The following is a 25597-nucleotide window of genomic DNA, read 5'->3' on the forward strand; positions in this document are numbered from 1 at the left end:
CGGTATAACCGGTACGGTCTGATGCCCGTGCCGAGACGAAGATGGATCGACTGAAAGCCATGCAGGTGTTCGTCGAGGTTGCCGACCGGGGCAGCCTGTCGGCGGCCGCCGTCCATCTGGACATGTCGCGGGCCATGGTGTCTCGCTACCTGGCCGAGATGGAGCAATGGGTCGGCGTGCGTCTTTTGCATCGCACCACGCGGCGCCTGAGCCTGACGCCGGCCGGCGCCGAAACGCTGCCGCGCTGCCGCCAGATGCTGGATATGGTCGGCGACCTGCATAGCGCCGTCGCCACCCCCGAAGACACGCCGCGCGGCCTGCTGCGCATCACCACAAGCATGTCCTTTGGCGCCCGTCACCTGGCGCCGGCTGTCACCGACTACGTCAAGCGGCACCCCGGCACGTCGGTCGACCTGATGCTGGTGGAGCGGGCGGTCAATCTGGTGGAAGAGCGCGTGGATCTCGCCGTGCGGATCACCAATGACCTCGATCCCAACCTGATTGCGCGCAAGCTGGCCGTGTGCCGCTCCGTGGTTTGCGCATCCCCGGAATATCTGGCGCGGGAAGGCGTGCCGGCGCGCATTGAAGATCTGTCATTGCGCAACTGCCTGACGCATTCCTATTTCGGCAAAAGCCTCTGGCGTTTCGAACGCGACGGCGAGCCGGTCGATGTGCCGGTCGGCGGCAACATCAGCGCCAATGAAGTGTCGGTGTTGTCGTCCGCGGCGGTGGAGGGGGCGGGCATCGCCATGTTGCCCACCTATTACGCGGCCGAATACATTGCGTCCGGCAAGCTGCAAGTCATCCTGCGCGAGTGCAAGCCTCAGGAGCTTGGCATTTATGGCGTTTATGCCTCGCGCCGGCAAATGCCGCTGATTTTGCGCTCGATGCTGGATTATCTTGCCGAGCGGCTGGGATCGGCCCCGTGGGACAGGCCGGCAGCCTAGGCTCCGGGTGCGCCGCAGCTTGAGCGCGCAATATATGGCGGTATAATTTGCCGGCATTTGACCTTAAAAAAACCTAAGAATCATTCCGGCCTGGTGGCAGGTCGGCGCAATCCGCGGCACGGCTCGGATTGCGCATGGGGGTGTGCCAGTGGGCGTGTCTGTCTGGCAGCGGCGCTACTGCGTCGCGCGGCTGTGGCCGATGCCTGTTGGTTCTAGTCGTTGCGATCAATACTTTCGCGGATAACGCTTGGTGCTGGTGGTTCCGGCGCGTTCCGCAGCCATTTTGGCGACCGGCGTCGGCATAGCTGGCGCCAGCTTTTCCAGATTTTGCTCAGACCGGATTTTGCTCAGACGTTTGCCGCTGCTGCGCAGCAGCGGCAGGCATTCCGCCTTATTGGCGTCAGCGCGGCGGTTTTGCGCGGGGCCGCACCAAGAGGCCGGGGCGCGGCGGTAAACAGGAACCCAGTGACAATTTCGCAAGCCAACATCGACTGTTGCGCCGCCGCTCATGCGGCGGCCCGGGTGTTTGCGCGCGAAGATGTCTGCCGCCGCGGGTTTATTCGCAATTCGAATGCCGGTTTCTCGCGCATTCAGTTCGGCGGCGCAAATGAAAAAGGCCCGGCGAATGCCGAGCCTTCATCAAATTGGTTGCGGGGGCAGGATTTGAACCTACGACCTTCGGGTTATGAGCCCGACGAGCTGCCAGACTGCTCCACCCCGCGTCTGAGAAAAGAATATTAACCTTATTTCAAACCAAGCGCAAGTTAGCCCCTTTTTGAATTTGGATGTCGATGAACGATAGCGAGGCAATACTCGTGCTGGAAACCGCGCTGCTGTGCGCGGTGCAGCCGATGCAGATTTCCGATATGCGCAAGCTGTTCGGGGATGATGAACAATTCGACAACAGTGCCGTGCGCCGGCTGCTGGAGACCTTGCAGGCCAACTGGGCCGACGGCGGGTTGGAACTTGTGCAGCTTGCCTCCGGCTGGCGTTTCCAGAGCCGCCCCAGCATGCAGCGCTATCTGGAGCGTCTAAGCCCGGAAAAGCCGCCTAAATATTCCCGCGCCGTGATGGAAACGCTGGCCATCGTGGCTTGGCGCCAACCCGTGACGCGCGGGGATATCGAAGACATCCGGGGCGTGACGGTATCGTCGCAGATCGTCAAGGCCCTCGAAGACCGTGGCTGGATCGAGGTGATCGGCCATCGTGACGCGCCAGGACGCCCCGCGCTGTTCGGCACGACGCGTCAGTTCCTGGACGATCTGGGGCTGCGCGCGCTGGACGAGCTGCCGCCGCTGGAAACCGCGCACGCGGCCGCCGCACTCGCCGGGCTGGACCTGGGCGAAGTGCAGCAGGTGCTGGGCGAGGGGCCGGAACCGGCCGAAGGCGAGGGCGCCGCGCCAGCGGGCGAGGCTGCCCAAGAAGGCGCCACGTCCGGCGCCGATGGCGCAGAGCCGGGCTCGGGTGTTGATCCGGACCAGGCGGCCCCCGAAGGCGAAAATCTGTCGTTGGCCGGCCTCGACGAACAAAACCGCGAGAACTTCCCTGTTGCGGAATTGTCTGTTTCGGAAGACGAGGCCCCCATGGCGGCCATCGATAGCGTAGAATCCCAGCTTTCGCGCACAGAAGAAGGCGCGGATCCCGCCGACGAATCCACCGTCCGGGAGCAAGCCGAAGGCTTGTCCAATACGCCGCTCTCGTCCGATCTTCCCGACGACAGGGCTGGCAACGACACTTCCGATATGGCCGCCGATGCCTCCGAGGCCGGTGCTGCAAAGGAAAGAGTCGAGAACGCAAAACACGCGGAACCGACTGACCCGACTGACAAGACCGATGCCGAGGCCCCTGGCGACGCCAGGCGTGAGCCCGTTCATGGTCTTGGCGGGGCTGTTCAGCCCGACGCCGAAGCCGCCGACGCGGCACCGGAAGAGGCGGACCCCGAACGGTCCGGGTCTGGACGGGATTCGGCGTCCCCAGATGATGACGAGCCTGCTCCCGGCAGGCCTACCCAAGTTTGAAATTCGGAGCTGTCCCAGTGACAACGAATACAGCAATACAGGACGACACCCCCCGTTCGGATGACGCCGTTGCCGGCGCGCCGGAATCCTCCGCCGCGCGCGAACCGGCCGCCGAAGGCGATGCCGGCGCCCGCGGCCGCGGACGCAAGCTGAGGACGCCGTTCCGCCGCCGTCGTGGCGATGCGGCCGCCGAGCAGGCCCCCGCCGCCGAAGGCCAGGCTGCCGCGCCGGTTGCGCCGGTCGAGTCCGCGGACAACCGTGGCGGCGAGCAGGAGGCCGAACAGGCCCTGTCCTACCTGGACACGGCTGACCGCATGGAACAGCGCCTGGGCAAGTACCTGAACAGCGAAGCGGTCATGCCCAAGCTGCACAAGGTGCTGGCCGACGCCGGCATCGGCTCGCGCCGCGAAATGGAAGAACTGATCGTGGCGGGCCGCGTGTCCGTCAACGGCGAGCCGGCGCATATTGGCCAGCGCGTGGGTCCCAACGACCAGGTGCGCGTCAACGGCAAGCCCATCATGCGCGCCAACACCAAGAAGCCGCCGCGCGTGATCCTGTATCACAAGCCCGCCGGCGAGATCGTCAGCCACGACGACCCCGGCGGCCGTGCCAGCGTGTTTGCGCGCTTGCCCAAGCTGCGCACCGGCAAGTGGCTCTCGGTGGGCCGCCTGGACTTGAACACCGAAGGCCTGCTCATCTTCACGACGTCGGGCGACATGGCCAACCGGATCATGCACCCCCGTTATGGCACGGAACGCGAGTACGCCGTCCGTGTCCTGGGTGAAATGGACGAAGCGCAGCGCCAGTCGCTGGTGGACGGCATCGAACTCGAAGACGGTCTGGCCGCGTTCGGCGCGCTGGAGTATCTGGGCGGCGACGGCAGCAACCGCTGGTATCGCGTCACGTTGCAAGAAGGCCGCAACCGGGAAGTGCGCCGCATGTTTGAAGCGGTTGGCGTCACGGTCAGCCGCCTGATCCGTACGCGCTTTGGCGATGTCGTGCTGCCGCGCACGCTGCGTCGTGGCCGCTGGGACGAACTGGATGCGTCTCTCGTGACCGCGCTGATGGTGCAACTGGGGTTGTTGCGTGAAGACGACGATTCGTCCGGCAACCGCCGCCGTTCCAAGCAGCCGCAGTCGCATGACAGCGCGCTGCCCCCGGGGTTTGGCACGCTGGACCGCAATGGCATGAATGGCGCCCGCATCGGGCGCCGCGGCAAGTTGCAGGGCGGCGGTGTGGGCAGTGCGGGTCAGGCTGCGGCGTGTCCGTCCGATCCGTTCGGCACCGGCCTGATGATTGCTGGCGGCTATGCCAACGGCCACCCGCTCTCGGGCGAGGGCGGCTTCGGCAATCGCAAGGGCAAGCCGGGTTCGCGGCCCGCTGGCGCTGGCAAGCCCGGTGGCAAGGCGGGCGGTAAGCCGGGCGGCAAGGCGGGTGGACGCTCGGGCGGCAATGCTCGCGGGCCTCGCGCTGCGGCGAACGCCGGCCCGGGTAACCCGATGGCCAGCAGCCCGGCGGGCGGCAATGTCGCAGGCGTGAACCCGGCGGTTGGCGGCATGGCGGAAGCGCCGGCTGGCACGGGCCGCAGGCCCGGCGGCAAGTCCGGTGGCAAGCCGGGCGGCGGCAAGCCGGGCGGCAACAAACCGGCAGGCGCGCGCGGCGGCAATGCGGCGCGCGGCGGCAAGCCGGCTGCCGGCGGCCGCGGCGGCAACAAGGCCGAAGGCGCACGCGCTGGCGGCAACAACAAGGGTCCCGGCGCGGGCGGCAAGCCGCGCACGCCGCGTGCGGGCGGCGCCCGCAGCGAAGGCGGTCAGCGGGGCGACGATTGGCAGCCGCGCAGTGCGTCGGCGCACGAATCCCGCTTGGGTGTCGTGGGCGGCGGCCGGGGACGTCAGGGGCGCTGATCCCTGCAGGGCGGCCCGCTGAACGCGCTGCCGCCCCGCATCCGTCCCATATAAACGTAAGCCCGTGACGAATCAGGCGATTTTCCCGTTTATCTGGTAAAATCAATGGTTTTCATGGCTTCGCGTCATGGCTTTTTGCTGGATGCACTGGTTTCTCAAGTGCGCTTGACCGCAAAAAGCACGTCGGCTGCATGTGTGCCGACCGGGCGCTCGGCTTTGTGCTGGCGTGTTGGCGTGCCCAGGGGCGCTGCTTGCAGCGGTCTCGTTGGAGCGAGCCGCTATCTGCGGACGGCGCACAGGCGCCACGGCATTGATCCCGACCCCGGCCAGACCGGGACGGGCAGTCAGGACGGCGCAAGCCAAAAATTAGGTCGCAATATAGGGCACTGCCCAGCATTGCTCCTTACGTGCAGTAGGGAAGCGGCTGGGCTCTGTGCAATATCGGTGGGCTGGGCGTGCAGCCCATTTTTTTTGAGTATATGGCTGATTTATTCGCATTGACCGAAGAGGCTCTGGCCGGCATGGACGTCGAACTCGTCGACGTGGAACGTGCCGCCCTGGGTCTTTTGCGCGTCACGATCGATCGGGTCGGCGGTGTGCGCATCGAAGACTGCGAGCAGGTGTCCCGCCAATTGTCGCGGGTCTATGAGGTCGAGAACATCGACTATAAGCGCCTCGAGGTCGGGTCGCCGGGCGTGGATCGCCCGCTGCGCACCGAGGCCGAGTTCCGCCGGTTCGCAGGCGAGCGCATCGAAATCAAGCTGCGCGAAGCATTGGACGGCCGCAAGGTCTTCTCGGGCACGTTGACCGTGCCGGAAGACGACGCCGCTGCTTCCGACGCGGCTGCTGGCATGCACAAGACCGTGTTCGGTCTCGAATTTGAGGCAAAAAAGAACGAAGTCCAGGTGTTGAATTTCACGGTCGAAGACATCGAGCGTGCAAAACTGGATCCCGTTCTGGATTTCAAGGGCAAAAAGCGATGAGTCGCGAAATTCTTCTGTTGGTCGATGCCTTGGCGCGTGAAAAGAACGTCACGCGTGACGTCGTGTTCGGCGCTCTAGAAAGTGCGCTGGCCTCGGCCATGAAAAAGCGCTTCAAGGATGATGCGGACATTCGTGTTTCCATCGATAGGGAAACGGGAGACCACGAAGGCTTCCGCCGTTGGCTGGTCGTGCCCGATGAGGCCGGCCTGCAAGAACCCGACAAGCAGGAAATGCTGTCGGACGCGGAGGAAATCGTCCCCGGCATCAAGGAAGGCGAGTACATCGAAGAGCCCCTGGAGCCCATCGAATTCGGCCGCATCGGTGCCCAGGCCGCCAAGCAGGCGATCCTGCAAAAGATCCGCGACGCCGAGCGCGAACAGGTGCTGAACGACTTCCTGGATCGTGGTGAAACCATCGTTTCCGGCACGATCAAGCGCATGGACAAGGGCGACGCCATCGTTGAAACCGGCAAGATCGAAGCGCGCCTGCCGCGCTCCGAAATGATCCCCAAGGAAAACCTTCGGGTTGCCGATCGCGTGCGCGCCTTCGTGTTGCGTGTGGACCACGCCGCGCGTGGCCAGCAGGTCATCCTGTCGCGCACCTCGCCCGAGTTCATCCGCCAGCTGTTCGAGAACGAAGTGCCCGAGATCGAGCAGGGTCTGCTCGAGATCAAGGCCGCTGCCCGCGATGCCGGCGTGCGTGCGAAGATCGCCGTCGTGGCATACGATAAGCGTATCGATCCCATCGGGACGTGCGTGGGCATGCGCGGTTCGCGTGTGACCGCCGTGCGCAACGAACTCGGCGGCGAGCAGGTCGACATCGTGCTGTGGTCGGAAGACCCTGCGCAGTTCGTCATCGGCGCGCTGGCCCCGGCCAACGTCGAATCCATCGTCGTCGATGAAGACAAGCATGCGATGGACGTCGTGGTGGACGAGGAAAACCTGCCGAAGGCCATCGGCGCCAAGGGCCAGAACGTGCGCCTGGCGTCCGAACTGACCGGCTGGCAGATCAACATCATGACGCCGGAAGAAAGCCTGAACCGCCAGGAAGTCGAGCGTTCGGGTCTGCGCACCACGTTCATGAGCAAGCTGGACGTCGACGAGGAAGTCGCTGACATCCTGATCGACGAAGGATTTACTGGTATCGAGGAAATCGCCTACGTGCCCATGCAGGAACTGCTGGAAATCGAGGCGTTTGACGAAGACACCATCAATGAGTTGCGCGCCCGTGCCCGCAATGCGCTGCTGACCGAGGCAATTGCCCAGGAAGAGCGCCTTGAGACCGCACAGGATCTGCTAGAACTCGAAGGCATGACGCCGGAACTGGCCGCCAAGCTGGCCGAGCGTCAAGTGCATACGCGTGATGATCTGGCCGAATTGGCAACGGACGAACTGGCGGAAATCGCCGGTCTGACCGAACAGGAAGCCAGCGATCTCATCATGCGTGCCCGTGCCCATTGGTTCGACGAAGAATAACCATAAGGACACGGGTCTGCGGTGGAGGATGCTGCCGCTTCGTCCACCGCAAGTTCACGTTGTTTGTAATAGCTGCCTATAGGGAAGAGAGAGCCTAATGTCGAGTAATACCGTCGCCCAGTTCGCTACCGAGCTGAAAATGCCTGCCAACGTGCTGCTGGATCAGCTGCGTTCGGCTGGCGTTGACCTCAAATCGGTTGACGATTCCGTCACCGACAGCGACAAGGCGAAATTGCTCGAATCGCTGCGTCGCGCACACGGCGCAACCGAAGGCAAGAAGATCACGCTGACGCGCCGCCAGACTTCCGAGATCCGGCAAGCCGACGCCACGGGCCGTTCGCGCACGATCCAGGTCGAAGTGCGCAAGAAGCGCGTCTTCGTCAAGCGCGACCCGTCCGAACTCGCCCTGGAGCAGGCTGCCTCGGCCCGTCCCGAAGAGGAAGCTGCCGAGCAAGCCGCTCCGCAGGTTTCCGCTCCGGTTGCGCCCGCAGTGCCCGAGGCGCCCGCCGCCGCCGAACCTCGCGAAATGGCGCCTGTAGAGGCCGAAGCTCCCGCCCAGGCCGAAGCGCCGCAGCAGGAGCCCGCCGCTGTCGAAGCCGCCGCCCCGGCCGAAGCGCCTGCGGCAACCGAATCCGTCGCGGCCGAAGCGCCCGCCCCCGTCGAGGCCAAAGCGCCCGAAGTTCAGGCCCAGCCTGAACCCGAACCGACGCCGGCGCCTGCTCCTGCCGAGCCCGTGGCCGAAGAGGCCAAGCCCGAAATCAAGACTGAAACCACCGAGCCCAAGGCTGAAGAAGCCAAGCCGGAACCTGCTGTGCTAGCCAATAAGTCCGAAACATCTTCCTCCCAGGCCGCCGCGCCTGTCGCCCAGGCGCAGCCTGCCGCGAAATCCGAATCCGTGAAGCCCGCCGCCAAGCCCGAGGCCGCCGCGCCCGCCGCTGCGCCCAAGGTGGCCTCGCGCGCCGACAATCGTCGCGCCGCGCCGCCGCTGGCCGCTTCCGCCACGACCGCTGGCCGCGACGAAGCCCGCCGCGCCGCCGAGGCCGAGGCCGCCGCGCTGCGCGAAATGCTGAACCGTCCCCGCAAGGTGCTGCGCGCGCCGGAACCGGAAGCGCCCGCTGCCGCGCCGATCTCCGGCACGCTGCACAAGCCCGCCGGCAAGCCCGGCGCCGCGCCTGCGGCCAAGAAGGACGCCAAGCCGGCCGCCCCTGGCGCCAAGAAGACCATCAAGACCGCCGAAGTGTCGTCGACCTGGTCGGACGATTCGTCGCGCAAGAAGCCCGCCGACAAGCCGGCAGCCCCGGCCAGCCGCGATGGCTGGCGTGCAGGCGGCAAGGGCGGTGGCAAGTCGGGCGGCCGTGGTGGCCGCAACCAGCAGAACGACCGCCGCAACGAGCCGGCGCCGCAGGAATTCATCGCACGTGAAGTCCACGTGCCGGAAACCATCAGCGTCGCCGACCTGGCCCACAAGATGTCCGTCAAGGCCGCCGAAGTCATCAAGCAATTGATGAAGCTCGGCCAGATGGTCACCATCAACCAGGTCCTGGACCAGGAAACGGCCATGATCGTGGTCGAAGAACTTGGCCACGTCGCGATCGCCGCCAAGCTGGACGATCCGGAAGCCTTCCTGGACGAATCCGCCACCCAATCCGAAGCCGAACAGCTGCCGCGCGCGCCGGTCGTGACCGTCATGGGCCACGTCGACCACGGCAAGACCTCGCTGCTGGACTACATCCGCCGCGCCAAGGTTGCCGCGGGCGAAGCCGGCGGCATTACGCAGCATATAGGCGCCTATCACGTGCGCACCGAGCGCGGCATGGTCACCTTCCTGGACACCCCGGGCCACGAGGCGTTCACCGCCATGCGTGCCCGCGGCGCCAAGGCGACCGACATCGTGATTCTGGTGGTTGCCGCCGACGACGGCGTGATGCCGCAGACGCGTGAAGCCATCCACCATGCCAAGGCTGCTGGCGTGCCCATCGTCGTGGCCGTGACCAAGATCGACAAGCCCGCCGCCAACCCGGACCGCGTCAAGCAGGAACTGGTTGCCGAAGAGGTCGTGCCGGAAGAATACGGCGGCGACGTGCCGTTCGTGGGCGTGTCCGCCAAGACTGGCCAAGGCATCGACGATCTGCTCGAAAACGTGCTGCTGCAAGCCGAAGTGCTGGAACTGAAGGCGCCGGAAGACGCGCCCGCCAAGGGCCTGGTCATCGAAGCCCGTCTGGACAAGGGCCGCGGCCCGGTCGCGACGATCCTGGTGCAGAGCGGCACGCTCAAGCGCGGCGACGTGGTGCTGGCCGGTGCAAGCTTTGGCCGCGTGCGCGCCATGCTCGACGAAAACGGCAAGCCGATCCAGTCGGCCGGACCGTCGATCCCCGTCGAGATCCAGGGCCTGACCGAAGTGCCGGCCGCCGGCGACGAGCTGATGGCGCTGTCCGACGAGCGCAAGGCGCGCGAAATCGCGCTGTTCCGCCAGGGCAAGTTCCGCGACGTCAAGCTGGCCCGCCAACAGGCCGCCAAGCTGGAATCGATGTTCGACAACCTCGGCGAAGGCACCCAGACCCTCACCCTTATCGTCAAGACCGACGTGCAGGGTTCGCAGGAAGCGCTGGTGCAATCGCTGGTCAAGCTGTCCACCGACGAAGTGCGCGTTCAGGTCGTGCACGCCGCCGTGGGCGGCATCTCGGAAACCGACATCAACCTGGCCATCGCCTCGCACGCCGTCGTCATCGGCTTCAACGTGCGCGCCGACGCCAGCGCCAAGAAGCTTGCCGAGAACAACGGCATCGACGTGCGCTACTACAACATCATTTACGACGCCGTGGATGAAGTTAAGGCCGCCATGTCGGGCATGCTGGCGCCCGAGAAGAAGGAAGAAATCATCGGCCTGGTCGAGATCCGCGAGGTGTACAGCATCTCCCGCCTCGGCAACATCGCCGGTTGTATGGTGCTCGATGGCATCGTGCGCCGCGATTCCCAGGTCCGCCTGCTGCGCAACAACGTGGTTCACTGGACGGGGCACCTCGAATCGCTGCGCCGCTTCAAGGACGACGTCAAGGAAGTCAAGTCGGGCTTCGATTGCGGCCTGACGCTGCGCGGCAACAACGACATCCAGGTGGGCGACCAGCTGGAAGTCTTTGAAATCAAGGAAATTGCGCGCACGCTGTAAAGCAGGCGCCAGGCATTGTTAATGAGCCGTCACAAGTCCAAAGCCATTCCCGGCCGCAATCTGCGGCTGGCCGACCAGATCCAGAAGGATCTGGCCGGGATCATCCAGCGCGAGATCGACACCAAACGCGCTGGATTGATCACGATTTCGGGTGTGGAACTGTCGACCGACTACGCGCATGCCAAGGTGTGGTTCACGGTTTTGGGCGCCGAGCCCGAAGCCGCCGCCACCTTGCTGAACGAGAAGGCCGGCTGGCTGCATTCGCAGCTCTACAAGCTTTTGCACATCCATACCGTCCCCACTTTGCGCTTCTTCCACGACGAGCAAGTCGCTCGTGGCATCGAGATGTCGATCCTCATCGACCGCGCAAACCGCCCCGGCCCGCACTCGGGCGTACCCGACGAGCCAGAAGACCAGTCCTGATCGGGCTGTCGTCACTGCTTCATTTTTTTTCCGGATTCCGACGATGGCTAAACGACGCGGGCTTGCGCTCGACGGTGTGCTGTTGCTTGATAAACCCGTGGGTTTGTCGAGCAATCACGCCTTGCAGCGCGCCAAACGCGCCATGGATGCGGCCAAGGCCGGCCATACCGGCACGCTGGACCCCTTTGCCACCGGCTTGCTGGTGTGCTGCATGGGTCGCGCCACCAAAATTTCCGGCGCGATGCTTGACGCCGACAAGGCATATCGCGCTACGCTGCAATTTGGATCGGAAACCGATTCCGGCGACCTGACGGGCAACGTCACGGCGACCGCCGAACCCGGTTTTACCGTCGAGGAACAGGCCCTGCGCGACGCGCTGTCACGTTTCTCGGGCACCATCGAGCAGATTCCGCCGATGTACTCCGCGCTCAAGCGCGACGGCAAGCCGCTGTACGAGTACGCCCGCGCGGGCATCGAACTGGAGCGGCCGCCGCGCCAGATCACGATATACCGCATCGAGCTGTTGTCCCTCACCGGGACGCAGGCAGAGATCGATGTGGCTTGCAGTAAAGGCACATACATCCGAACACTGGCCCAGGACATCGGGCGCGTGCTGGGCTGTTTCGCCCACCTGACGGCGCTGCGGCGCACGCACGTCGGGCCCTTCTCTCTGGAACGCGCCGTTGAACTGGAAGCCTTGCAGGCCATGCCAGACCCGAAGCAGGCATTGCTTGCACTGAACGAATTGCCGGAGGGCTTGCTGCCCTCCACCCTGACCTTAAAGGACTCGCTATGACTCGCGCCTTGCGCAACGTCGCCATCATCGCCCACGTGGACCACGGTAAAACCACCCTGGTCGACCAGCTGCTGCGCCAATCCGGCACCTTCCGCGAAAACCAGGCGCTGACCGAACGGGTCATGGACTCGAACGACCTGGAAAAGGAACGCGGCATCACGATTCTGGCCAAGAACTGTGCCGTGGAATACGAAGGTACCCACATCAACATCGTCGACACCCCGGGACACGCGGACTTCGGCGGTGAAGTCGAGCGCGTGCTGTCCATGGTCGACGGCGTGCTGCTGCTGGTGGACGCGGTCGAAGGCCCGATGCCCCAGACCATTTTCGTGACCCGCAAGGCGCTGGCCCTGGGCTTGAAGCCGATCGTCGTGGTCAACAAGGTTGACCGTCCGGGCGCCCGTACGGATTTCGTCATCAACGCCACGTTCGATCTGTTCGACAAGCTCGGCGCCACCGACGAACAGCTGGACTTCCCGGTCGTGTATGCGTCGGGCCTGTCCGGCTACGCCGGTCTCACGCCGGATGTGCGCGAAGGCGACATGCGTCCGCTGTTTGAAGCCATCCTGCAGCACGTGCCGCAGCGCGAGGACGATCCCAACGGTCCGCTGCAGATGCAGATCATCTCGCTGGACTACAACAGCTACGTCGGCAAGATCGGTGTGGGCCGCATCAACCGTGGCCGTATGCGCCCCGGCATGGAAGTGGCCTACAAGTTCGGTCCCGACGGCCAGGGTGGCCGCGGCCGCATCAACCAGGTGCTGAAGTTCCATGGCCTGGAGCGCATCGTGGTGGACGAAGCCGAAGCCGGCGACATCGTGCTGATCAACGGCATTGAAGACCTGGGCATCGGTTGCACCGTGATGGATCCGGCCAACCAGGAGCCGCTGCCGATGCTGCGCATCGACGAGCCGACGCTGACCATGAACTTCATGGTGAACACGTCGCCGCTGGCGGGCCGCGAAGGCAAGTTCGTGACCAGCCGCCAAGTGCGCGACCGCCTGGACCGCGAGCTGAAGTCCAACGTGGCGCTGCGTGTGCGCGACACGGGCGACGACACCGTGTTTGAAGTGTCGGGCCGTGGCGAACTGCACCTGACCATTCTGCTGGAAACGATGCGTCGCGAAGGCTACGAGCTGGCCGTGTCGCGTCCGCGCGTGGTGTTCAAGGAAATCGACGGCGTGAAGTGCGAGCCGTTCGAATCGCTGACCGTTGACGTCGAAGACGCCCACCAGGGCGGCGTCATGGAAGAACTGGGCCGCCGCAAGGGCGACCTGCAGGACATGCAGCCGGACGGCCGTGGCCGTACGCGCCTGGAATACCTGATCCCGGCCCGCGGCCTGATCGGCTTCCAGAACGAGTTCCTGACGCTGACGCGCGGCACGGGCCTCATGAGCCACATCTTCCACGAATACGCGCCCATCAAGGAAGGCTCCATCGGCGAGCGCCGCAATGGCGTGCTGATCAGCCAGGACAACGGCGACGCCGTGGCCTACGCACTGTGGAAGCTGCAGGATCGCGGCCGCATGTTCGTCAACCCGGGCGATGCGCTGTACGAAGGCATGATCATCGGCATCCACAGCCGCGACAACGACCTGGTCGTGAACCCGATCAAGGGCAAGCAGCTGACCAACGTGCGCGCCTCGGGCACCGACGAAGCCGTGCGCCTGGTTCCGCCGATCCAGATGTCGCTGGAATACGCCGTGGAATTCATCGACGATGACGAACTGGTCGAAATCACCCCGAAGTCGATCCGTCTGCGCAAGCGCTACCTGCTCGAAAACGAGCGCAAGCGCGCCGCGCGCGAATCGGCGGTCTAAGCTTGCAGGCGGCAGCCTGCCGCCAACAAGCCCGGCCAATGAAAAGCCGCGCACCTTTGGGTGCGCGGCTTTTTGCATGTTGGGCGGGTGCCAGGCATCGCAGGACGTGGCGCCGCCCGCTTACGAGGCGCTGTGCTGGTGCCGGTATTCCTGCGTGCGTCCGCCATAGCCGTAGGCGGCCGCGCGCGCGTCGATGACGTGCACATAGGAGCATTCGTGCAGCTCGCCCAGGATGTCCGCGAAAGCCGCGTAGATCTCCTTGATGAAGCGCGCTTTCTCCGCCTTGGTGTTGGTCTCGTCCGTCACGCTGATATCCAGATGGAATGCGTTCTTGCCCAGTTCCGACAAGGGACGCCCGCCGATGAACCAGAGGTCGTGCGCAATGTGTTGCAGCGTGATGGCGATGACGGGCAGCTTTTTTCCGAGTACGGATTGGGTCAGCCCGGCGACGGACTCGACGATGCGATGGTCGATGGCGGCATCGGGCGTGCCGGAACGATGGATGACGATGTGGGGCATGACGGCTCTCCGGGTGGGGTAGGTACGTCGCCAGTGTAGAAAGCGCATTGACATCGGAAAAGCGGGAATTTACGATTTCATCCATCGTATTTGCCGTTGGATAAGCCATGAGCGGATTTGACCTGGACCAGCTGCGCACCCTGGTTGCCGTGCTGGACGCGGGCAGCCTGACGGCAGCCGCGCCCAAGGTGTTCCTGTCGCAGTCTTCGGTCAGTGAACAGATGCGCAAGCTGGAGGACAAGGCGGGGCAGCCGCTGCTGGTGCGCGGCAAGGCGGGCGTGCGCGCAACGCCCGCCGGCCAGCGCCTGCTGGCGCATGCGCGCACTATCCTGGCCCTGAGCGACGAGGCCTACCGCGACCTGCGCGGCGTGGCGCTACGCGGCGAACTGCGGCTGTGCATCACGGATTACTTCCGCCCCGGCGACGTCGCCCGCCTGCTACGGCGGCTGAACGAGCAATACCCGCAGGTGCGGCTGCACGTCACCATCATGAAGAGCGGGGCGATTGAGGCCGCTTACGAGCGCGGCGAGATCGATGTCGGCATCTCCATGGTCATCCAGGAGCGGGGCGCGGCGCGCGGCCGGGCCGATGGCGCGCTACTGCGGCGCGAACCGCTGCTGTGGATGGCAGCCGAGGGCGCGACGCCGCCGCTGGCCGAACCGTTGCCCTTGCTGGCCCTGCCGGAGACGTGCGCCTTGCGCCAATACGTTGAGCGGCTGTTGTCACGCCGCAGTCTTCCTTATGTCGTGTCGCACGAGGCGTCCGGCGTGGCGGGATTGCAGCTGGCGGTCGCGGCGGGACTGGGCGTGGCGTGCCTGAACGAATCGGCGCTTGGCGCCGGCATGGCTAGGCTGCAAGCGCCTGGCCTGCCGGCGTTGCCGTCGGTGGAATTCCGGCTGCTAGCGGCCCGCCCCGGCGAAAGCGAGTTCGTGGGGCTGGCGCGCGAGGCCATCGTCAAGGCCATGACCTAAGTCACCGCCTTGACGATGGCCAGCCGCGCCCGCGGGGCATGCGGCCCCGGACGGGCGTGCGGGATCAGGCGGGAAGGGACGGGGCGTACTGCTCGTCGGACATCACGCGTTCGTGGAACTCGACTACCTTGCGCACAACCTTCACGGGATCGTCTTCGATGATGAAAAGATCCAGGTCATGCGCGCCGATCATGCCGTTGCCGAGCACCTGATCGCCAATCCATTCGGCAAGGCCCGACCAGTACTCGCTGCCGACCAGGACGATGGGGGCCGGGGGGACCTTGCCGGTCTGGATGAGCGTCAACGCTTCGAAGAGTTCGTCCAGGGTGCCAAAGCCGCCCGGCATCGCCACGTAGGCGAAGCTGTGCATGAAGAATGCCGCCTTGCGAGGGAAGAAGTACTCGAAGGACAGGCTGATGGTCTGGTATTCGTTGTTGTGCGCTTCGTGCGGCAGGCTGATGTTCAAGCCGACGCTCGTGCCTCCTGATTCGAATGCGCCTTTGTTGGCGGCTTCCATGATGCCGGGGCCGCCACCCGCGATGACGGCAAAGCCTGCTTCGGCCAGGGCCGCGGAAATCGCGATGGTGGTTTCATAGTACGGGGAATTACGGCTGACTCGTGCGCTACCAAAAATGCTGACTGCGGGCCCGATGTGTGCGAGCTTGTCTGCCGCCGTCCTTATCTCTGACATAATCAGCGGAATTTGTTTGCCGGCGGGTGTATCCATATCTGCCTTTGTAACCATGAAAAAAACCTTATTACTGGTCGACGGTTCAAGTTACTTGTACCGCGCTTTCCACGCTATGCCTGATTTGCGCAACGCGCAAGGCGAACCTACGGGTGCGATTTACGGCGTGGTCAATATGCTGCGCAAGCTTGTATCGGACTATAAGGCAGAGTATGCCGCATGTATTTTCGATGCTCGCGGCAAGACTTTCCGGGACGACCTGTATCCGGAGTACAAGTCGCACCGTCCGCCCATGCCCGAAGACCTTGCAGCACAAATCGATCCCATCCATCGCGCGGTGCGCGCGCTGGGCTGGCCGGTGCTGGCCATCGAGGGTGTCGAGGCCGACGACGTCATTGGCACGTTGGCACATCGTGCCGCGCAGCACGACGTGCACACCATCGTCTCTACGGGCGACAAGGACCTGGCGCAGCTGGTGAACAGCCACGTCACCCTGGTCAACACGATGAGCGGAGAGGTCCTGGACGAGGCCGGCGTCGTGAACAAATTCGGCGTGCCGCCCGACCGTATCGTGGATTACCTGATGCTGGTGGGTGACTCGGTCGACAATGTGCCGGGCGTCACCAAAGTGGGCCCCAAGACGGCCGCCAAATGGATTACGGAATTTGGCTCCATCGACAAACTGGTCGAAGGCGCCGAGGGCATCAAGGGGGTGGCCGGCAACAACCTGCGCGAGGCCATTCCCAATTTCCCGCTGACGCGCCAGCTTCTGACGGTCAAGTGCGATTGCGATCTGACCGGGCACGTCGACGGCGTCGATGACCTGACGCCGCGTGCGCGCGACGACGCGACGCTGACCGAACTGTACGAACGCTACGGGTTCCGCACCTGGCTGCGCGACCTGACCGGTGACGCCGAACGGGTACCCGCGGGCGACGCCCGCATCGCGCACGAGGCGCCGGCCGCGCCGGAGACCACCGACTACCGCATCATTTCCGACTGGGCGGCGTTCGACGCCTGGATGGAACTGGTGCAGCAGACTGCGCTGGTTGCGCTGGATACCGAGACGACGTCGCTGGACGAAATGCAGGCCCGGCTGGTGGGCTTGTCGATGTCGGTGGCGCCTGGCGTGGCCTGCTACATCCCCGTCGCGCATCGGGGGCCGGATGGCGCGGTCCAGTTGCCCAAGGACGAGGTGCTGGCACGGCTCAAGCCGTGGCTGCAAGACCCGGCGCGCGCAAAGCTGCTGCACCACGCCAAGTACGACACGCACGTGTTCGCCAACGAAGGCATCCGCCTGGCGGGCGCCGCCGAAGACACCATGCTTCAGGCCTACGTGCTGGAGTCGCATCGCGGCGTGGGCTTGAACGACCTGGCGCAGCGCTTTTTGGGCCGCAGCGGCGTGTCGTACGAGGATCTGTGCGGCAAGGGCGCCAAGCAGATCGGTTTTGACGAGGTGGCGGTCGACAAGGCCGGGCATTACGCGGCCGAGGACGCCGACTTCACGCTGCAACTGCATCAGGTGCTGCGCCCGATGGTCGCCGCCGACGCGGGGCTGGAGCGCATCTATCGCCTGGAAATGCAGGTGTCGGCGGTGCTGACCACCATCGAGCGCAACGGCGTGAAGGTCGATGCTGCGGAACTGGGCCGCCAGAGCAACAAGCTGGGGCAAGAGATGCTGCAGCTCGAGCAGAAGGCCTACGAACTGGCGGGCCAGCCGTTCAACCTGAATTCTCCCAAGCAGCTGGGCGAGATCCTGTTCGGCCGCATGCAGCTTCCGGTGGTGCGCAAGACCGCGAGCGGCGCGCCGTCCACGGACGAGGAAGTGCTGAGCAAGCTGGCGCTGGACTACCCGCTGCCGCAGGTGCTGCTGGAGTACCGCGGGCTGTCCAAGCTGAAGTCGACGTACACCGACAAGCTGCCGCGCATGATCAATCCGGCGACGGGCAGGGTGCATACGCATTATTCCCAGGCCGCCGTCATCACCGGGCGCCTTGCGTCATCCGATCCCAACCTGCAGAACATTCCCGTGCGCACCGAGGCCGGCCGGCGCGTTCGCGAGGCGTTCATCGCTGAGCAGGGCATGCTGCTGTCCGCGGACTATTCGCAGATCGAGCTGCGCATCATGGCGCACGTCTCGGACGATGCCAACCTGCAAAGCGCCTTCGCGGCGGGCGAGGACATCCACCGCGCCACCGCCTCCGAAGTGTTTGGCGTGCCGCTGGAAGGCGTGACGACCGATCAGCGCCGTGCCGCCAAGGCCATCAACTTCGGTCTCATCTACGGCATGGGCGTGTTCGGCCTGGCATCCAACCTGGGCATCACGCGCGACGCCGCGCAGGCCTACATCGACCGCTACTTTGCGCGCTATCCGGGCGTGGCGATGTACATGGAAAACACGCGGCGCCTGGCGCGCGAGCAGGGCTACGTGGAAACCGTCTTCGGACGCCGGCTGCAGTTGCCGGAAATCCGGGGGGCGTCGGGTCCGCGCCGCCAGGGCGCCGAGCGCGCGGCGATCAACGCGCCCATGCAAGGCACGGCGGCCGATCTCATCAAGATGGCGATGGTGGCGGTGCAGGACTGGCTGGACGCCGAAAACCTGAAGACGCGCATGATCATGCAGGTGCACGATGAACTGGTGCTGGAAGCGCCCGACGACGAGCTGCAAGTGGTCAAGGAAGCGCTGCCGCGCCTGATGTGCAACGTGGCGACGCTGCGCGTGCCGCTGGTGGCGGAAGTGGGCGTCGGCAAGAACTGGGAGCAGGCGCACTAGGCTTTGATGGGGCTGGGCCGTCTTCGGACGGCCCATTTCCGATTTTTGGTTTGAAACAATATAATGTTGCGCTTCCCCCCGCCTTAATTCTCCCCCCTCATGTTGCTGCTCTGGGTTCTGCTCGCCACCATCACTGGCGGCCTGATTGCCGTCCTTATCGCGAGCTGGCTCGCGTACAAGGTCTTTGCCAAATACCTGCATCACATGGTGAGCCTGTCGGTGGGTGTGCTGCTGTCCGTGGCGCTCCTGCATCTGCTGCCCGAGGCATTCGAGACCGGGGTCGGCAACGCCCACGTGCTCTTCGGACTGATGCTGGCGTCGCTGATCGGCTTTTTCGTGCTGGAGAAGATTGCGCTGCTGCGCCACAGCCATCACCACGAGGGCGACGGCCACCACCATCACAAGGGCCACGACCGCCACGAGGCGGGGCGCGGCGGGATGCTGATCCTGATCGGCAGTTCGCTGCACAACCTGTGTGACGGCGTGCTGATCGCCGCGGCGTTCCTGACCGATCCGCTGCTGGGCGTGCTGACGGCCGCATCGATCATCATCCACGAAGTGCCGCACAAGCTAGGCGACTTCGTGGTGCTGCTCAACGCCGGTCTGCGCCGCCGCCGCGCCTTTGCGCTGATCCTGTTCACCAGCTTGTGTTCAGCGGTCGGCGGCATAATAGGGTACTTCGTGCTGCAGCAGGCGCAGGAGTGGACGCCGTACATCCTGGTGATTGCCGCCAGCAGCTTTCTGTACATCTCGGTGGCCGACCTGATGCCGCAGATGCACGAGCGGGTATCCCTGTCCGATGCCGTCCCGCAATTGCTGCTGGTCGGTGTGGGCGTGGCGCTGATCTACAGCGTCACGACGCTGATGCACCACGGGCACGACCATGACGCACACGCGGATCAAGGCGTGTCCCAGGCGGAGCACGGCCACCGGCACTAGCGCAGGTGGCGCGGCGGGGATGGCCGGCTTTCGTCGACCCAACCAAGGAGTTCTCCATGAGTTTTTCCACCGCCGCCGGCAATGTCGCCCCCACCGTGATCCACACGGACACGCAGGGCCTGGTCCACGGGGATTTCAAGCTTCCCGTGACGGATGGTTCGATCGACGCGTATTACGCCGCGCCCGAAGGCCAGCGTGACCTGCCGGTCGTGCTGGTGATCCAGGAAATCTTCGGCGTGCACGAACACATCAAGGACATCTGCCGCCGGGTGGCCAAGGCCGGTTACCTGGCCGTCGCCGCCAACCTCTATCAACGCCAGGGCGACGCGTCGGTCTACACCGACATCCCGAAGCTCATTTCGGAAATCGTCAGCAAGGTGCCTGACGAACAGGTGTACGCCGATCTGGACGCCAGCGTGGCGTGGGCCGCCGCCAATGGCGGCGACGCGCGCCGCGTGGCGGTGACGGGTTTTTGCTGGGGCGGCCGCCTGACCTGGATGTACGCGGCGCACAATCCGGACGTGAAGGCGGGCGTGGCGTGGTACGGCAAGCTCAGCGTGGGCCACGGTCCGCTCATCAAGCGCGTCGCGCTGGACGTGACCCACGAGCTGCACGGCCCCGTCCTGGGCCTTTACGGCGGCCGCGACGCCAGCATTCCGCTGTCGGACGTGGAAACCATGAAGACGAAACTGGCCGCCGGCAACGCCGCCGCCAAGCAGTCCGAGATCGTGGTCTACCCCGAAGCCGATCACGCGTTCCTGGCAGACTACCGGGCCAGCTACCACCCCGAGGCCGCGAAGGATGGCTGGAAGCGGATGCTAGAGTGGTTCAAGCGGTATCTGTAAGGCGGGGAGGGTGAGCCACCAGGTTGGCCCACCGGATGTGCCCGGAGCAAACGAAAGCCGACGCGTGGGTCGGCTTTTTCGTGCGTCAGCGTGCTTGGGGCGGTGTCAGACACGTGGCGCTGTGGGGGCTTACCTATTCACCATTCAATTGCCCGCCTCGCGCAGGCGGCTGGGCAGGAGCTCGCCGTGGCGGGCCAGCAAGGGGTACGCCGCCGCGCCCACCAGGTGCGAGTTGATGCCCTTCATGTCCCGCAGGATGTCCAGGTACAGCGCGCCCACTTCCGCGGCGTCGACCTGACCGGACTTGATCTTCTGCAGGTGAGTGTCGGCCGCCTGGGTTTCGATCGTGCGAAAGCGCGCCTTTTCGCCAGCCAGCGAGCGCGCCTGGCGCAGGTCGTCGTTCACGAAGAGCGCGGCGGCCGTGCGTTGGTTGGCGATGAGCTGGCCCAGGGTGTCGTCCAGGCTGGCGCGTTGCTCGGGCGAGAACGTCCAGCCCTGCTTGCGCAGCTTGGCCACGTGGCTCAGCAAGCCGTGATGCGCGATATCGCCCGCGTGGCCGATGTTGCTGGTGAACGCCAGAATGTCGTCCAGCCGCTGCAGGTCCTCGCGCGTCATGTTTTCCTGGTCCAGCGTCGCCAGGTAGGTGGTGATGGCGTTCTCCAGCTTGTCCAGCGCGCCGTCCAGCTGGCGCGCCTGCACCATGCGGTGGCGGTTGTCGCGCTTGAAGCCGGCCCGCGCGTAGAGCAGTAGCGTCTGCAGCATGTCGGCCATGCGCAGCGCCTCGCGCGCGGCATTGCCCAGCGCCACGGCGGGCACGTCATGCGCCCACTCGTCCAGGTATTGGGGGCGGGACGGGTCGTTCGGGTCGGCGCGCTTGGGCAGCCAGCGGGTCAGCAGCGCGGCGTACGGCGTCAGGATCGGCAGGAAGACCAGGGCGATGACGGCATTGAACAGGGTGTGGAAGTTGGCGACCGCGCGGGCGGGGTCGCTCGCCAGATCGCTCATCCAGGGCTCCAGGAAAGGCAGCAGCAGCAGCCCGGCCAGCACGCCCAGCACCCGCGTCAGCAGATTGCCCAGCGGCAGGCGGCGGGCGGCGGGGTCGTCGCCCGTCACGCCTTCGATCATCGGGTTGATCGCCGTGCCCAGGTTGGCGCCCAGCACCAGCGCGAACGCCACGTGCGGCGCGACCATGTTGTGGCTGGCCAGCGACATCACCAGCACCACGACGGCCACGCTGGAGTGCGCGGCCCACGTGAATGCGGCGGACAGCAAGACCGCGGCGACCGGCTGGGTCGACAGGGCGGCAAGGATCATCCCCAACATGGGCGCGGTCTGAAACGGCGCGAAGAGTTCGACGAGCTGGTGCAGCGACAGCAGGAGCAGGCCCAGGCCGATGAAGACCCGGCCCAGGTCGCGGGTGCGGCCGGGCGGATAGCGCCGGAACATCCAGACGCCGGCCAGGATCAGGATCGGGGCGAGCTCGGTCAGGTCGAAAGACAGCAGCTGGACGATCAGCGTGGTGCCTACGTTGGCGCCCAGCATCGCCGCCAGCGCCGGCACCAGGCCGACCACGCCGCCCGCGGCAAAGCCGGTGATCATCAGGCCGGTGGCGGTGCTGCTTTGCAGCGCGGCCGTGATGCCCAGGCCCGCAAAAAAGGCCCGCAGCCGCGTGCCCAGGGCGCGTCCCAAGGCCGCGCCCAGCGCCGCCCCGAACGCGCGCTGCACGCCGGTTTGGACCATATGCACGCCCCAAAGCAGCAGCGCGACGTAGCCGGCGAAGTCAAGCAGGGTAATGAGTCCAGACATGCAGGCGTTTTTCCGTTCTTTTTATGACAAGTAATAATTCTGTAATGATCGCATGCCGGGGCAGGCTTTGACACCCGGCGCGAAGATACAGGATACGCCGGGCGGGGCTTTGCTGCGTGCGCCCGGGCTCGCGCGTATCATTGCCTGATCGTTGGTGGATGTATTGGAGTTTGGCGTGGCCGTTTCCGTTTTCGATCTGTTCAAGATAGGCATTGGCCCGTCGAGCTCTCATACCGTGGGCCCGATGCGGGCGGCGCTGCTATTTGCGCAAGGGCTCGAGCGTGACGGCCTTGTTCCGCGCGTGGCCAGCGTGCGGGCCGAACTGTACGGATCGCTGGGCGCCACCGGCAAGGGGCACGGCACCGACAAGGGCGTGCTGCTGGGCCTGATGGGCGAGGCGCCGGATACGGTCGACCCCGCGGCCATCGCCGGCATGATTGCCTCGGTGCGCGCCAGCCGGCAGTTGCCGTTGCTGGGCAAGTACCCGCTGCCCTTCGTGGAAAAGGAACACATGATGTTCTACCGCCGCGAAGCCATGGCCGAACACCCCAACGGCATGAAATTCCACGCATTCGACGCCGACGGCCAGTCCCTGCGCGAGGCCCGCTACCTGTCGGTGGGCGGCGGCTTCGTCGTCACAGCCGGCGCCTCCAACAGCCAGGTCATCGCGGCGCACGACCAGTTGCCGTACCCGTTTCGCATGGGTCGCGAACTGCTGGCCATGTGCCAGGACAACGGTATGACGGTGGCGCAGGTCATGATGCAGAACGAGCTGACCTGGCGCGAAACCTCGGAGGTCAATGCCGGCCTGGACCGCATCTGGCAGGTCATGCAGGACTGCGTGGCGCGCGGCTGCGGCATCAACTATCCGGAAGCGGACGGCGAGTTGCCCGGCCCGCTGCGCGTGCGCCGGCGCGCCCCCGAGCTCTACCGTAATCTCACCCAGCGGGCCGAGCGCACGTTGTCCGACCCGCTTTCCGTCATGGATTGGGTGAACCTGTACGCGATGGCCGTCAACGAAGAGAACGCCGCGGGCGGCCGGGTGGTCACGGCGCCGACCAACGGCGCGGCGGGCATCATTCCGGCCGTGCTGCACTATTACGACCGCTTCGTGCCGGGCGCCAACCGCGAGGGCGTGCGCGAATTCCTGCTGACCGCGGCGGCGATCGGGCTGCTCTACAAGTACAACGCGTCGCTGTCCGGCGCGGAAGTGGGCTGCCAGGGTGAAGTCGGCGTGGCCTGTTCGATGGCGGCCGGCGGACTGGCGGCGGCGCTGGGCGGGTCGGTGGAGCAGGTGGAAAACGCGGCCGAGATCGGCATGGAGCACAACCTGGGCCTGACCTGCGATCCCGTCGGCGGACTGGTGCAGATTCCCTGTATCGAACGCAACGCCATGGCCTCGGTCAAGGCCGTGAACGCCGCCCGCATGGCGCTGCGCGGCGACGGCCAGCACTACGTGTCGCTGGATTCGGTCATCAAGACCATGCGCGAAACCGGCGCCGACATGAAGACCAAGTACAAGGAAACGGCGCGGGGCGGTTTGGCGGTGAATATCGTCGAGTGCTGAGTTGTACGCAAAAAAGCCCGCCGAAGCGGGCTTTTTTGCGGCCGGTGACCGGTCAGATCACGCGAGCGTTCTGCAGCGCGGCGATGCGGGCCGGGATCGGCGGGTGCGAGGCGAACATGGCCGCCAGGCCGCCCTTGCCGGTGATACCGGACGCTTCGAAGGACTTGGGCAGTTCGCCCGGTTCCAGGCCGCCCAGGCGGGCGAGCGCACGGATCATCGGTTCGCGGGCGCCCATCAGGTGGGCCGAGCCGGCGTCGGCGCGGTATTCGCGCTGGCGCGAGAACCAGGCCACGATGATCGAGGCCAGCACGCCGAAGATGATTTCACAGACCAGCACGGTGACGAAGTACCCAGGGCCGATGCCGCGTTCGTTCTTGAACACGACACGGTCGATGAAGTAGCCGACCACGCGCGCCAGGAAGATGACGAAGGTGTTCACCACGCCCTGGATCAGGGTCAGGGTGACCATGTCGCCGTTGGCGATGTGCGCGACTTCGTGCGCCAGCACGGCCGCGACTTCCTCTTCGGTCATGCTTTCGAGCAAGCCCGTGGACACCGCGACCAGCGAGTCGTTCTTGAATGCGCCCGTGGCAAATGCATTGGGGGCGCCTTCGTAGATGGCGACTTCGGGGCGGCCGATGCCGGCGCGGTCGGCCAGTTGGTGGACGGTGTCGACCAGCCAGGCCTCGCGCTGGTTGCGGGGCGAGTTGGGATCCAGCACCTGCGCGCCGGTGCTCCATTTGGCCATTGGCTTGCTCATGAGGAGCGAGATGATGGCGCCGGTGAAGCCGACCACGACCGAGAAGATCAGGAGCGCGTTGAAGTTGATCCCGTTGGCCGTGATGACACGATCTACGCCCAGGATGCGAAGCGTGGCCGACAGCACGAGCATGACGGCCAGGTTGGTAATGACGAACAGAACAATGCGTTTCATGTTTTTTATATTCCTCTGCGAGCGGCAAATACCCGGATTTCGACATGGCGGAGCCTTGCCAGTTCCCCGACTCGCCGGCTCCTCGCCCGGTGACGGAGAGTATAGTATCGCTTTCCCTTATTCCTTCCCCCTTTTCCCTTAGCGTAGACCCGCATGCAAGCACTTTGGATGTTGGTGGCGTCCGCCATGTTCGCCATCATGGGGTCGTTCGTGAAGCTCGGCACCGAACACGGCGCATCGCTGCCGCAGGTCGTGCTCTTTCGCGGCCTGCCCTCGGTGATCCTGCTGCTGCTCTGGGCGCGCGCTGGCCGCCAGTCCATCATTCCCACCAGCTGGAAGCTGCACATCTGGCGCAATCTGTCCGGCGTCACCTCGATGTGGCTGGGCTTTTTTGCCATCTCCCATCTGCCGCTGGCCACCGCCACCAGCCTGAACTACACGGCGCCGCTGTTCATCGCCTGCTGGATGCTGGGATGGGGCGGGGCGCAGCGCGACCCGGTGCGGATCCTGGCCGTGGTGCTGGGCTTTCTGGGCGTGATCGCCGTGCTGCGGCCAAGCATCAACGACGACCAGTGGCTTGCTGCGCTGCTCGGCATGGGGGCGGGGGCCATGTCCGCCATTGCGATGATGCAGATCCGCCAATTGGGCCGCATTGGCGAACCCGAATGGCGCACCGTGCTGTTCTTTTCGGTGGCCGTGTGCGCCTCCAGCGCCGCCGGCCTGGCGTTCGAGGGCTGGGGCTACGCGGACTGGACCGGCTACCTGTCGCTCCTGGGCGTGGGCGTCGCGGGGCTGTTCGGGCAGTTGGCCATGACCCGGGCGTTCGGCATGGGGTCGGCGCTGCTGACCGCCGCCTTGCAGTACAGCACCATCATCTTCGCGGCACTGATCGGCATGGGCTTCTGGGGCGACCATCTGGACGTCGTGGCCTGGGCCGGCATGGGCCTCATCATTTTCGCGGGCCTGCTGTCGGTGTGGCGCACCATGCGCGACCCCAAGCCGGGCTGATCCCGGCGCCCGCCG

20 protein-coding genes and 1 tRNA gene are annotated in these 25597 nt (G+C 65.3%); 15 read left to right on the plus strand and 6 right to left on the minus strand.

Going from position 1 to position 25597, the window contains the following annotated elements:
• Positions 1-41 precede the first annotated feature (41 nt).
• On the plus strand, positions 42-947 hold the full coding sequence (locus H4P35_RS07340; protein WP_142050041.1) for a LysR family transcriptional regulator: 906 nt from the start codon (positions 42-44) through the stop codon (positions 945-947).
• 225 nt (positions 948-1172) lie between these two features.
• On the opposite strand, the gene H4P35_RS07345 is transcribed toward H4P35_RS07340, so the two are convergent.
• Together H4P35_RS07345 and H4P35_RS07350 are read right to left on the minus strand one after the other, a co-directional pair.
• The gene (locus H4P35_RS07345) at positions 1173-1457 is read right to left on the minus strand and encodes a hypothetical protein (RefSeq protein WP_226848541.1); all 285 of its coding nucleotides are present in this window, start codon (positions 1455-1457) and stop codon (positions 1173-1175) included.
• A 135-nt stretch (positions 1458-1592) separates the two neighbouring features.
• Positions 1593-1669 (minus strand) — tRNA-Met (locus H4P35_RS07350).
• A 63-nt stretch (positions 1670-1732) separates the two neighbouring features.
• Between H4P35_RS07350 and scpB the strand changes: the two genes are divergently transcribed.
• From scpB to typA, 8 genes are all read left to right on the plus strand, one after another.
• The gene (gene scpB / locus H4P35_RS07355; RefSeq protein WP_226848542.1) at positions 1733-2965 is read left to right on the plus strand and encodes an SMC-Scp complex subunit ScpB; all 1233 of its coding nucleotides are present in this window, start codon (positions 1733-1735) and stop codon (positions 2963-2965) included.
• A 17-nt stretch (positions 2966-2982) separates the two neighbouring features.
• Entirely contained in the window at positions 2983-4869 is a 1887-nt protein-coding gene (gene rluB / locus H4P35_RS07360; protein WP_226848543.1) for a 23S rRNA pseudouridine(2605) synthase RluB, read from the plus strand.
• 479 nt (positions 4870-5348) lie between these two features.
• Entirely contained in the window at positions 5349-5852 is a 504-nt protein-coding gene (gene rimP / locus H4P35_RS07365; RefSeq protein WP_056322384.1) for a ribosome maturation factor RimP, read from the plus strand.
• Positions 5849-7327 (plus strand): transcription termination factor NusA, encoded by a 1479-nt coding sequence (nusA, locus tag H4P35_RS07370; protein ID WP_056322387.1) that lies wholly within the window; start codon positions 5849-5851, stop codon positions 7325-7327. Before rimP ends, nusA begins: the two co-directional genes overlap by 4 nt.
• Positions 7328-7424: 97 nt before the next feature.
• Positions 7425-10493, plus strand: a complete 3069-nt coding sequence (infB, locus tag H4P35_RS07375) for a translation initiation factor IF-2 (RefSeq protein ID WP_226848544.1) — start codon at positions 7425-7427, stop codon at positions 10491-10493.
• Positions 10494-10514: 21 nt separating this feature from the next.
• Positions 10515-10916 (plus strand): 30S ribosome-binding factor RbfA, encoded by a 402-nt coding sequence (gene rbfA, locus H4P35_RS07380; protein WP_056322392.1) that lies wholly within the window; start codon positions 10515-10517, stop codon positions 10914-10916.
• Between the two features lie 43 nt (positions 10917-10959).
• The gene (gene truB / locus H4P35_RS07385) at positions 10960-11712 is read left to right on the plus strand and encodes a tRNA pseudouridine(55) synthase TruB (RefSeq protein ID WP_128827766.1); all 753 of its coding nucleotides are present in this window, start codon (positions 10960-10962) and stop codon (positions 11710-11712) included.
• Positions 11709-13532, plus strand: a complete 1824-nt coding sequence (gene typA, locus H4P35_RS07390) for a translational GTPase TypA (RefSeq protein ID WP_056322397.1) — start codon at positions 11709-11711, stop codon at positions 13530-13532. Before truB ends, typA begins: the two co-directional genes overlap by 4 nt.
• A gap of 120 nt (positions 13533-13652) precedes the next feature.
• Here the strand turns inward: typA and H4P35_RS07395 are convergent, their stop codons facing one another.
• Positions 13653-14051 (minus strand): 4-oxalocrotonate tautomerase, encoded by a 399-nt coding sequence (locus tag H4P35_RS07395; RefSeq protein WP_142050023.1) that lies wholly within the window; start codon positions 14049-14051, stop codon positions 13653-13655.
• 107 nt (positions 14052-14158) lie between these two features.
• Between H4P35_RS07395 and H4P35_RS07400 the strand changes: the two genes are divergently transcribed.
• Positions 14159-15022: a LysR family transcriptional regulator gene (locus H4P35_RS07400; protein ID WP_226848545.1), complete on the plus strand. Its 864-nt coding sequence runs from the start codon at positions 14159-14161 to the stop codon at positions 15020-15022.
• Positions 15023-15086: 64 nt separating this feature from the next.
• Here H4P35_RS07400 and H4P35_RS07405 read toward each other — a convergent pair whose 3' ends face one another.
• Positions 15087-15713 (minus strand): TIGR00730 family Rossman fold protein, encoded by a 627-nt coding sequence (locus tag H4P35_RS07405; protein WP_217617790.1) that lies wholly within the window; start codon positions 15711-15713, stop codon positions 15087-15089.
• A 52-nt stretch (positions 15714-15765) separates the two neighbouring features.
• On the opposite strand from H4P35_RS07405, the gene polA reads away from it, so the two are divergent.
• The 3 genes from polA (at position 15766) to H4P35_RS07420 (ending at position 20267) form a co-directional block, all read left to right on the plus strand.
• Positions 15766-18483, plus strand: coding sequence for a DNA polymerase I (polA, locus tag H4P35_RS07410; RefSeq protein ID WP_226848546.1), 2718 nt, complete (start codon positions 15766-15768; stop codon positions 18481-18483).
• Positions 18484-18582: 99 nt separating this feature from the next.
• Complete coding sequence (locus H4P35_RS07415) at positions 18583-19422, plus strand: ZIP family metal transporter (RefSeq protein WP_062838647.1); 840 nt, start codon at positions 18583-18585, stop codon at positions 19420-19422.
• A 56-nt stretch (positions 19423-19478) separates the two neighbouring features.
• Entirely contained in the window at positions 19479-20267 is a 789-nt protein-coding gene (locus tag H4P35_RS07420) for a dienelactone hydrolase family protein (RefSeq protein ID WP_152383807.1), read from the plus strand.
• Between the two features lie 144 nt (positions 20268-20411).
• On the opposite strand, the gene H4P35_RS07425 is transcribed toward H4P35_RS07420, so the two are convergent.
• Positions 20412-22073, minus strand: a complete 1662-nt coding sequence (locus H4P35_RS07425; protein ID WP_180099153.1) for a Na/Pi cotransporter family protein — start codon at positions 22071-22073, stop codon at positions 20412-20414.
• A gap of 175 nt (positions 22074-22248) precedes the next feature.
• Here H4P35_RS07425 and H4P35_RS07430 point away from each other — a divergent pair, with 175 nt between their 5' ends.
• A complete protein-coding gene (locus tag H4P35_RS07430; protein WP_226848547.1) occupies positions 22249-23640 on the plus strand; it encodes an L-serine ammonia-lyase in 1392 nt (463 codons plus the stop codon).
• 52 nt (positions 23641-23692) lie between these two features.
• Here H4P35_RS07430 and htpX read toward each other — a convergent pair whose 3' ends face one another.
• Entirely contained in the window at positions 23693-24574 is an 882-nt protein-coding gene (htpX, locus tag H4P35_RS07435) for a protease HtpX (RefSeq protein ID WP_056322419.1), read from the minus strand.
• A 153-nt stretch (positions 24575-24727) separates the two neighbouring features.
• Between htpX and H4P35_RS07440 the strand changes: the two genes are divergently transcribed.
• Complete coding sequence (locus tag H4P35_RS07440; RefSeq protein ID WP_056322422.1) at positions 24728-25582, plus strand: DMT family transporter; 855 nt, start codon at positions 24728-24730, stop codon at positions 25580-25582.
• Positions 25583-25597 lie beyond the last annotated feature (15 nt).

Origin of the sequence: Achromobacter sp. 77 (assembly GCF_020541125.1) — a bacterium.
Classification (GTDB): domain Bacteria; phylum Pseudomonadota; class Gammaproteobacteria; order Burkholderiales; family Burkholderiaceae_B; genus Achromobacter; species Achromobacter mucicolens.

Bases quoted from the DNA above. Each gene is read 5' to 3' on its own strand.
- H4P35_RS07340 (WP_142050041.1), top strand. From the start codon at position 42: ATGGATCGACTGAAAGCCATGCAGGTGTTCGTCGAGGTTGCCGACCGG.
- H4P35_RS07345 (WP_226848541.1), bottom strand. From the start codon at position 1,457: ATGAGCGGCGGCGCAACAGTCGATGTTGGCTTGCGAAATTGTCACTGG.
- scpB (WP_226848542.1), top strand. From the start codon at position 1,733: ATGTCGATGAACGATAGCGAGGCAATACTCGTGCTGGAAACCGCGCTG.
- rimP (WP_056322384.1), top strand. From the start codon at position 5,349: ATGGCTGATTTATTCGCATTGACCGAAGAGGCTCTGGCCGGCATGGAC.
- nusA (WP_056322387.1), top strand. From the start codon at position 5,849: ATGAGTCGCGAAATTCTTCTGTTGGTCGATGCCTTGGCGCGTGAAAAG.
- infB (WP_226848544.1), top strand. From the start codon at position 7,425: ATGTCGAGTAATACCGTCGCCCAGTTCGCTACCGAGCTGAAAATGCCT.
- rbfA (WP_056322392.1), top strand. From the start codon at position 10,515: ATGAGCCGTCACAAGTCCAAAGCCATTCCCGGCCGCAATCTGCGGCTG.
- truB (WP_128827766.1), top strand. From the start codon at position 10,960: ATGGCTAAACGACGCGGGCTTGCGCTCGACGGTGTGCTGTTGCTTGAT.
- typA (WP_056322397.1), top strand. From the start codon at position 11,709: ATGACTCGCGCCTTGCGCAACGTCGCCATCATCGCCCACGTGGACCAC.
- H4P35_RS07395 (WP_142050023.1), bottom strand. From the start codon at position 14,051: ATGCCCCACATCGTCATCCATCGTTCCGGCACGCCCGATGCCGCCATC.
- H4P35_RS07400 (WP_226848545.1), top strand. From the start codon at position 14,159: ATGAGCGGATTTGACCTGGACCAGCTGCGCACCCTGGTTGCCGTGCTG.
- H4P35_RS07405 (WP_217617790.1), bottom strand. From the start codon at position 15,713: ATGTCAGAGATAAGGACGGCGGCAGACAAGCTCGCACACATCGGGCCC.
- polA (WP_226848546.1), top strand. From the start codon at position 15,766: ATGAAAAAAACCTTATTACTGGTCGACGGTTCAAGTTACTTGTACCGC.
- H4P35_RS07415 (WP_062838647.1), top strand. From the start codon at position 18,583: ATGTTGCTGCTCTGGGTTCTGCTCGCCACCATCACTGGCGGCCTGATT.
- H4P35_RS07420 (WP_152383807.1), top strand. From the start codon at position 19,479: ATGAGTTTTTCCACCGCCGCCGGCAATGTCGCCCCCACCGTGATCCAC.
- H4P35_RS07425 (WP_180099153.1), bottom strand. From the start codon at position 22,073: ATGTCTGGACTCATTACCCTGCTTGACTTCGCCGGCTACGTCGCGCTG.
- htpX (WP_056322419.1), bottom strand. From the start codon at position 24,574: ATGAAACGCATTGTTCTGTTCGTCATTACCAACCTGGCCGTCATGCTC.
- H4P35_RS07440 (WP_056322422.1), top strand. From the start codon at position 24,728: ATGCAAGCACTTTGGATGTTGGTGGCGTCCGCCATGTTCGCCATCATG.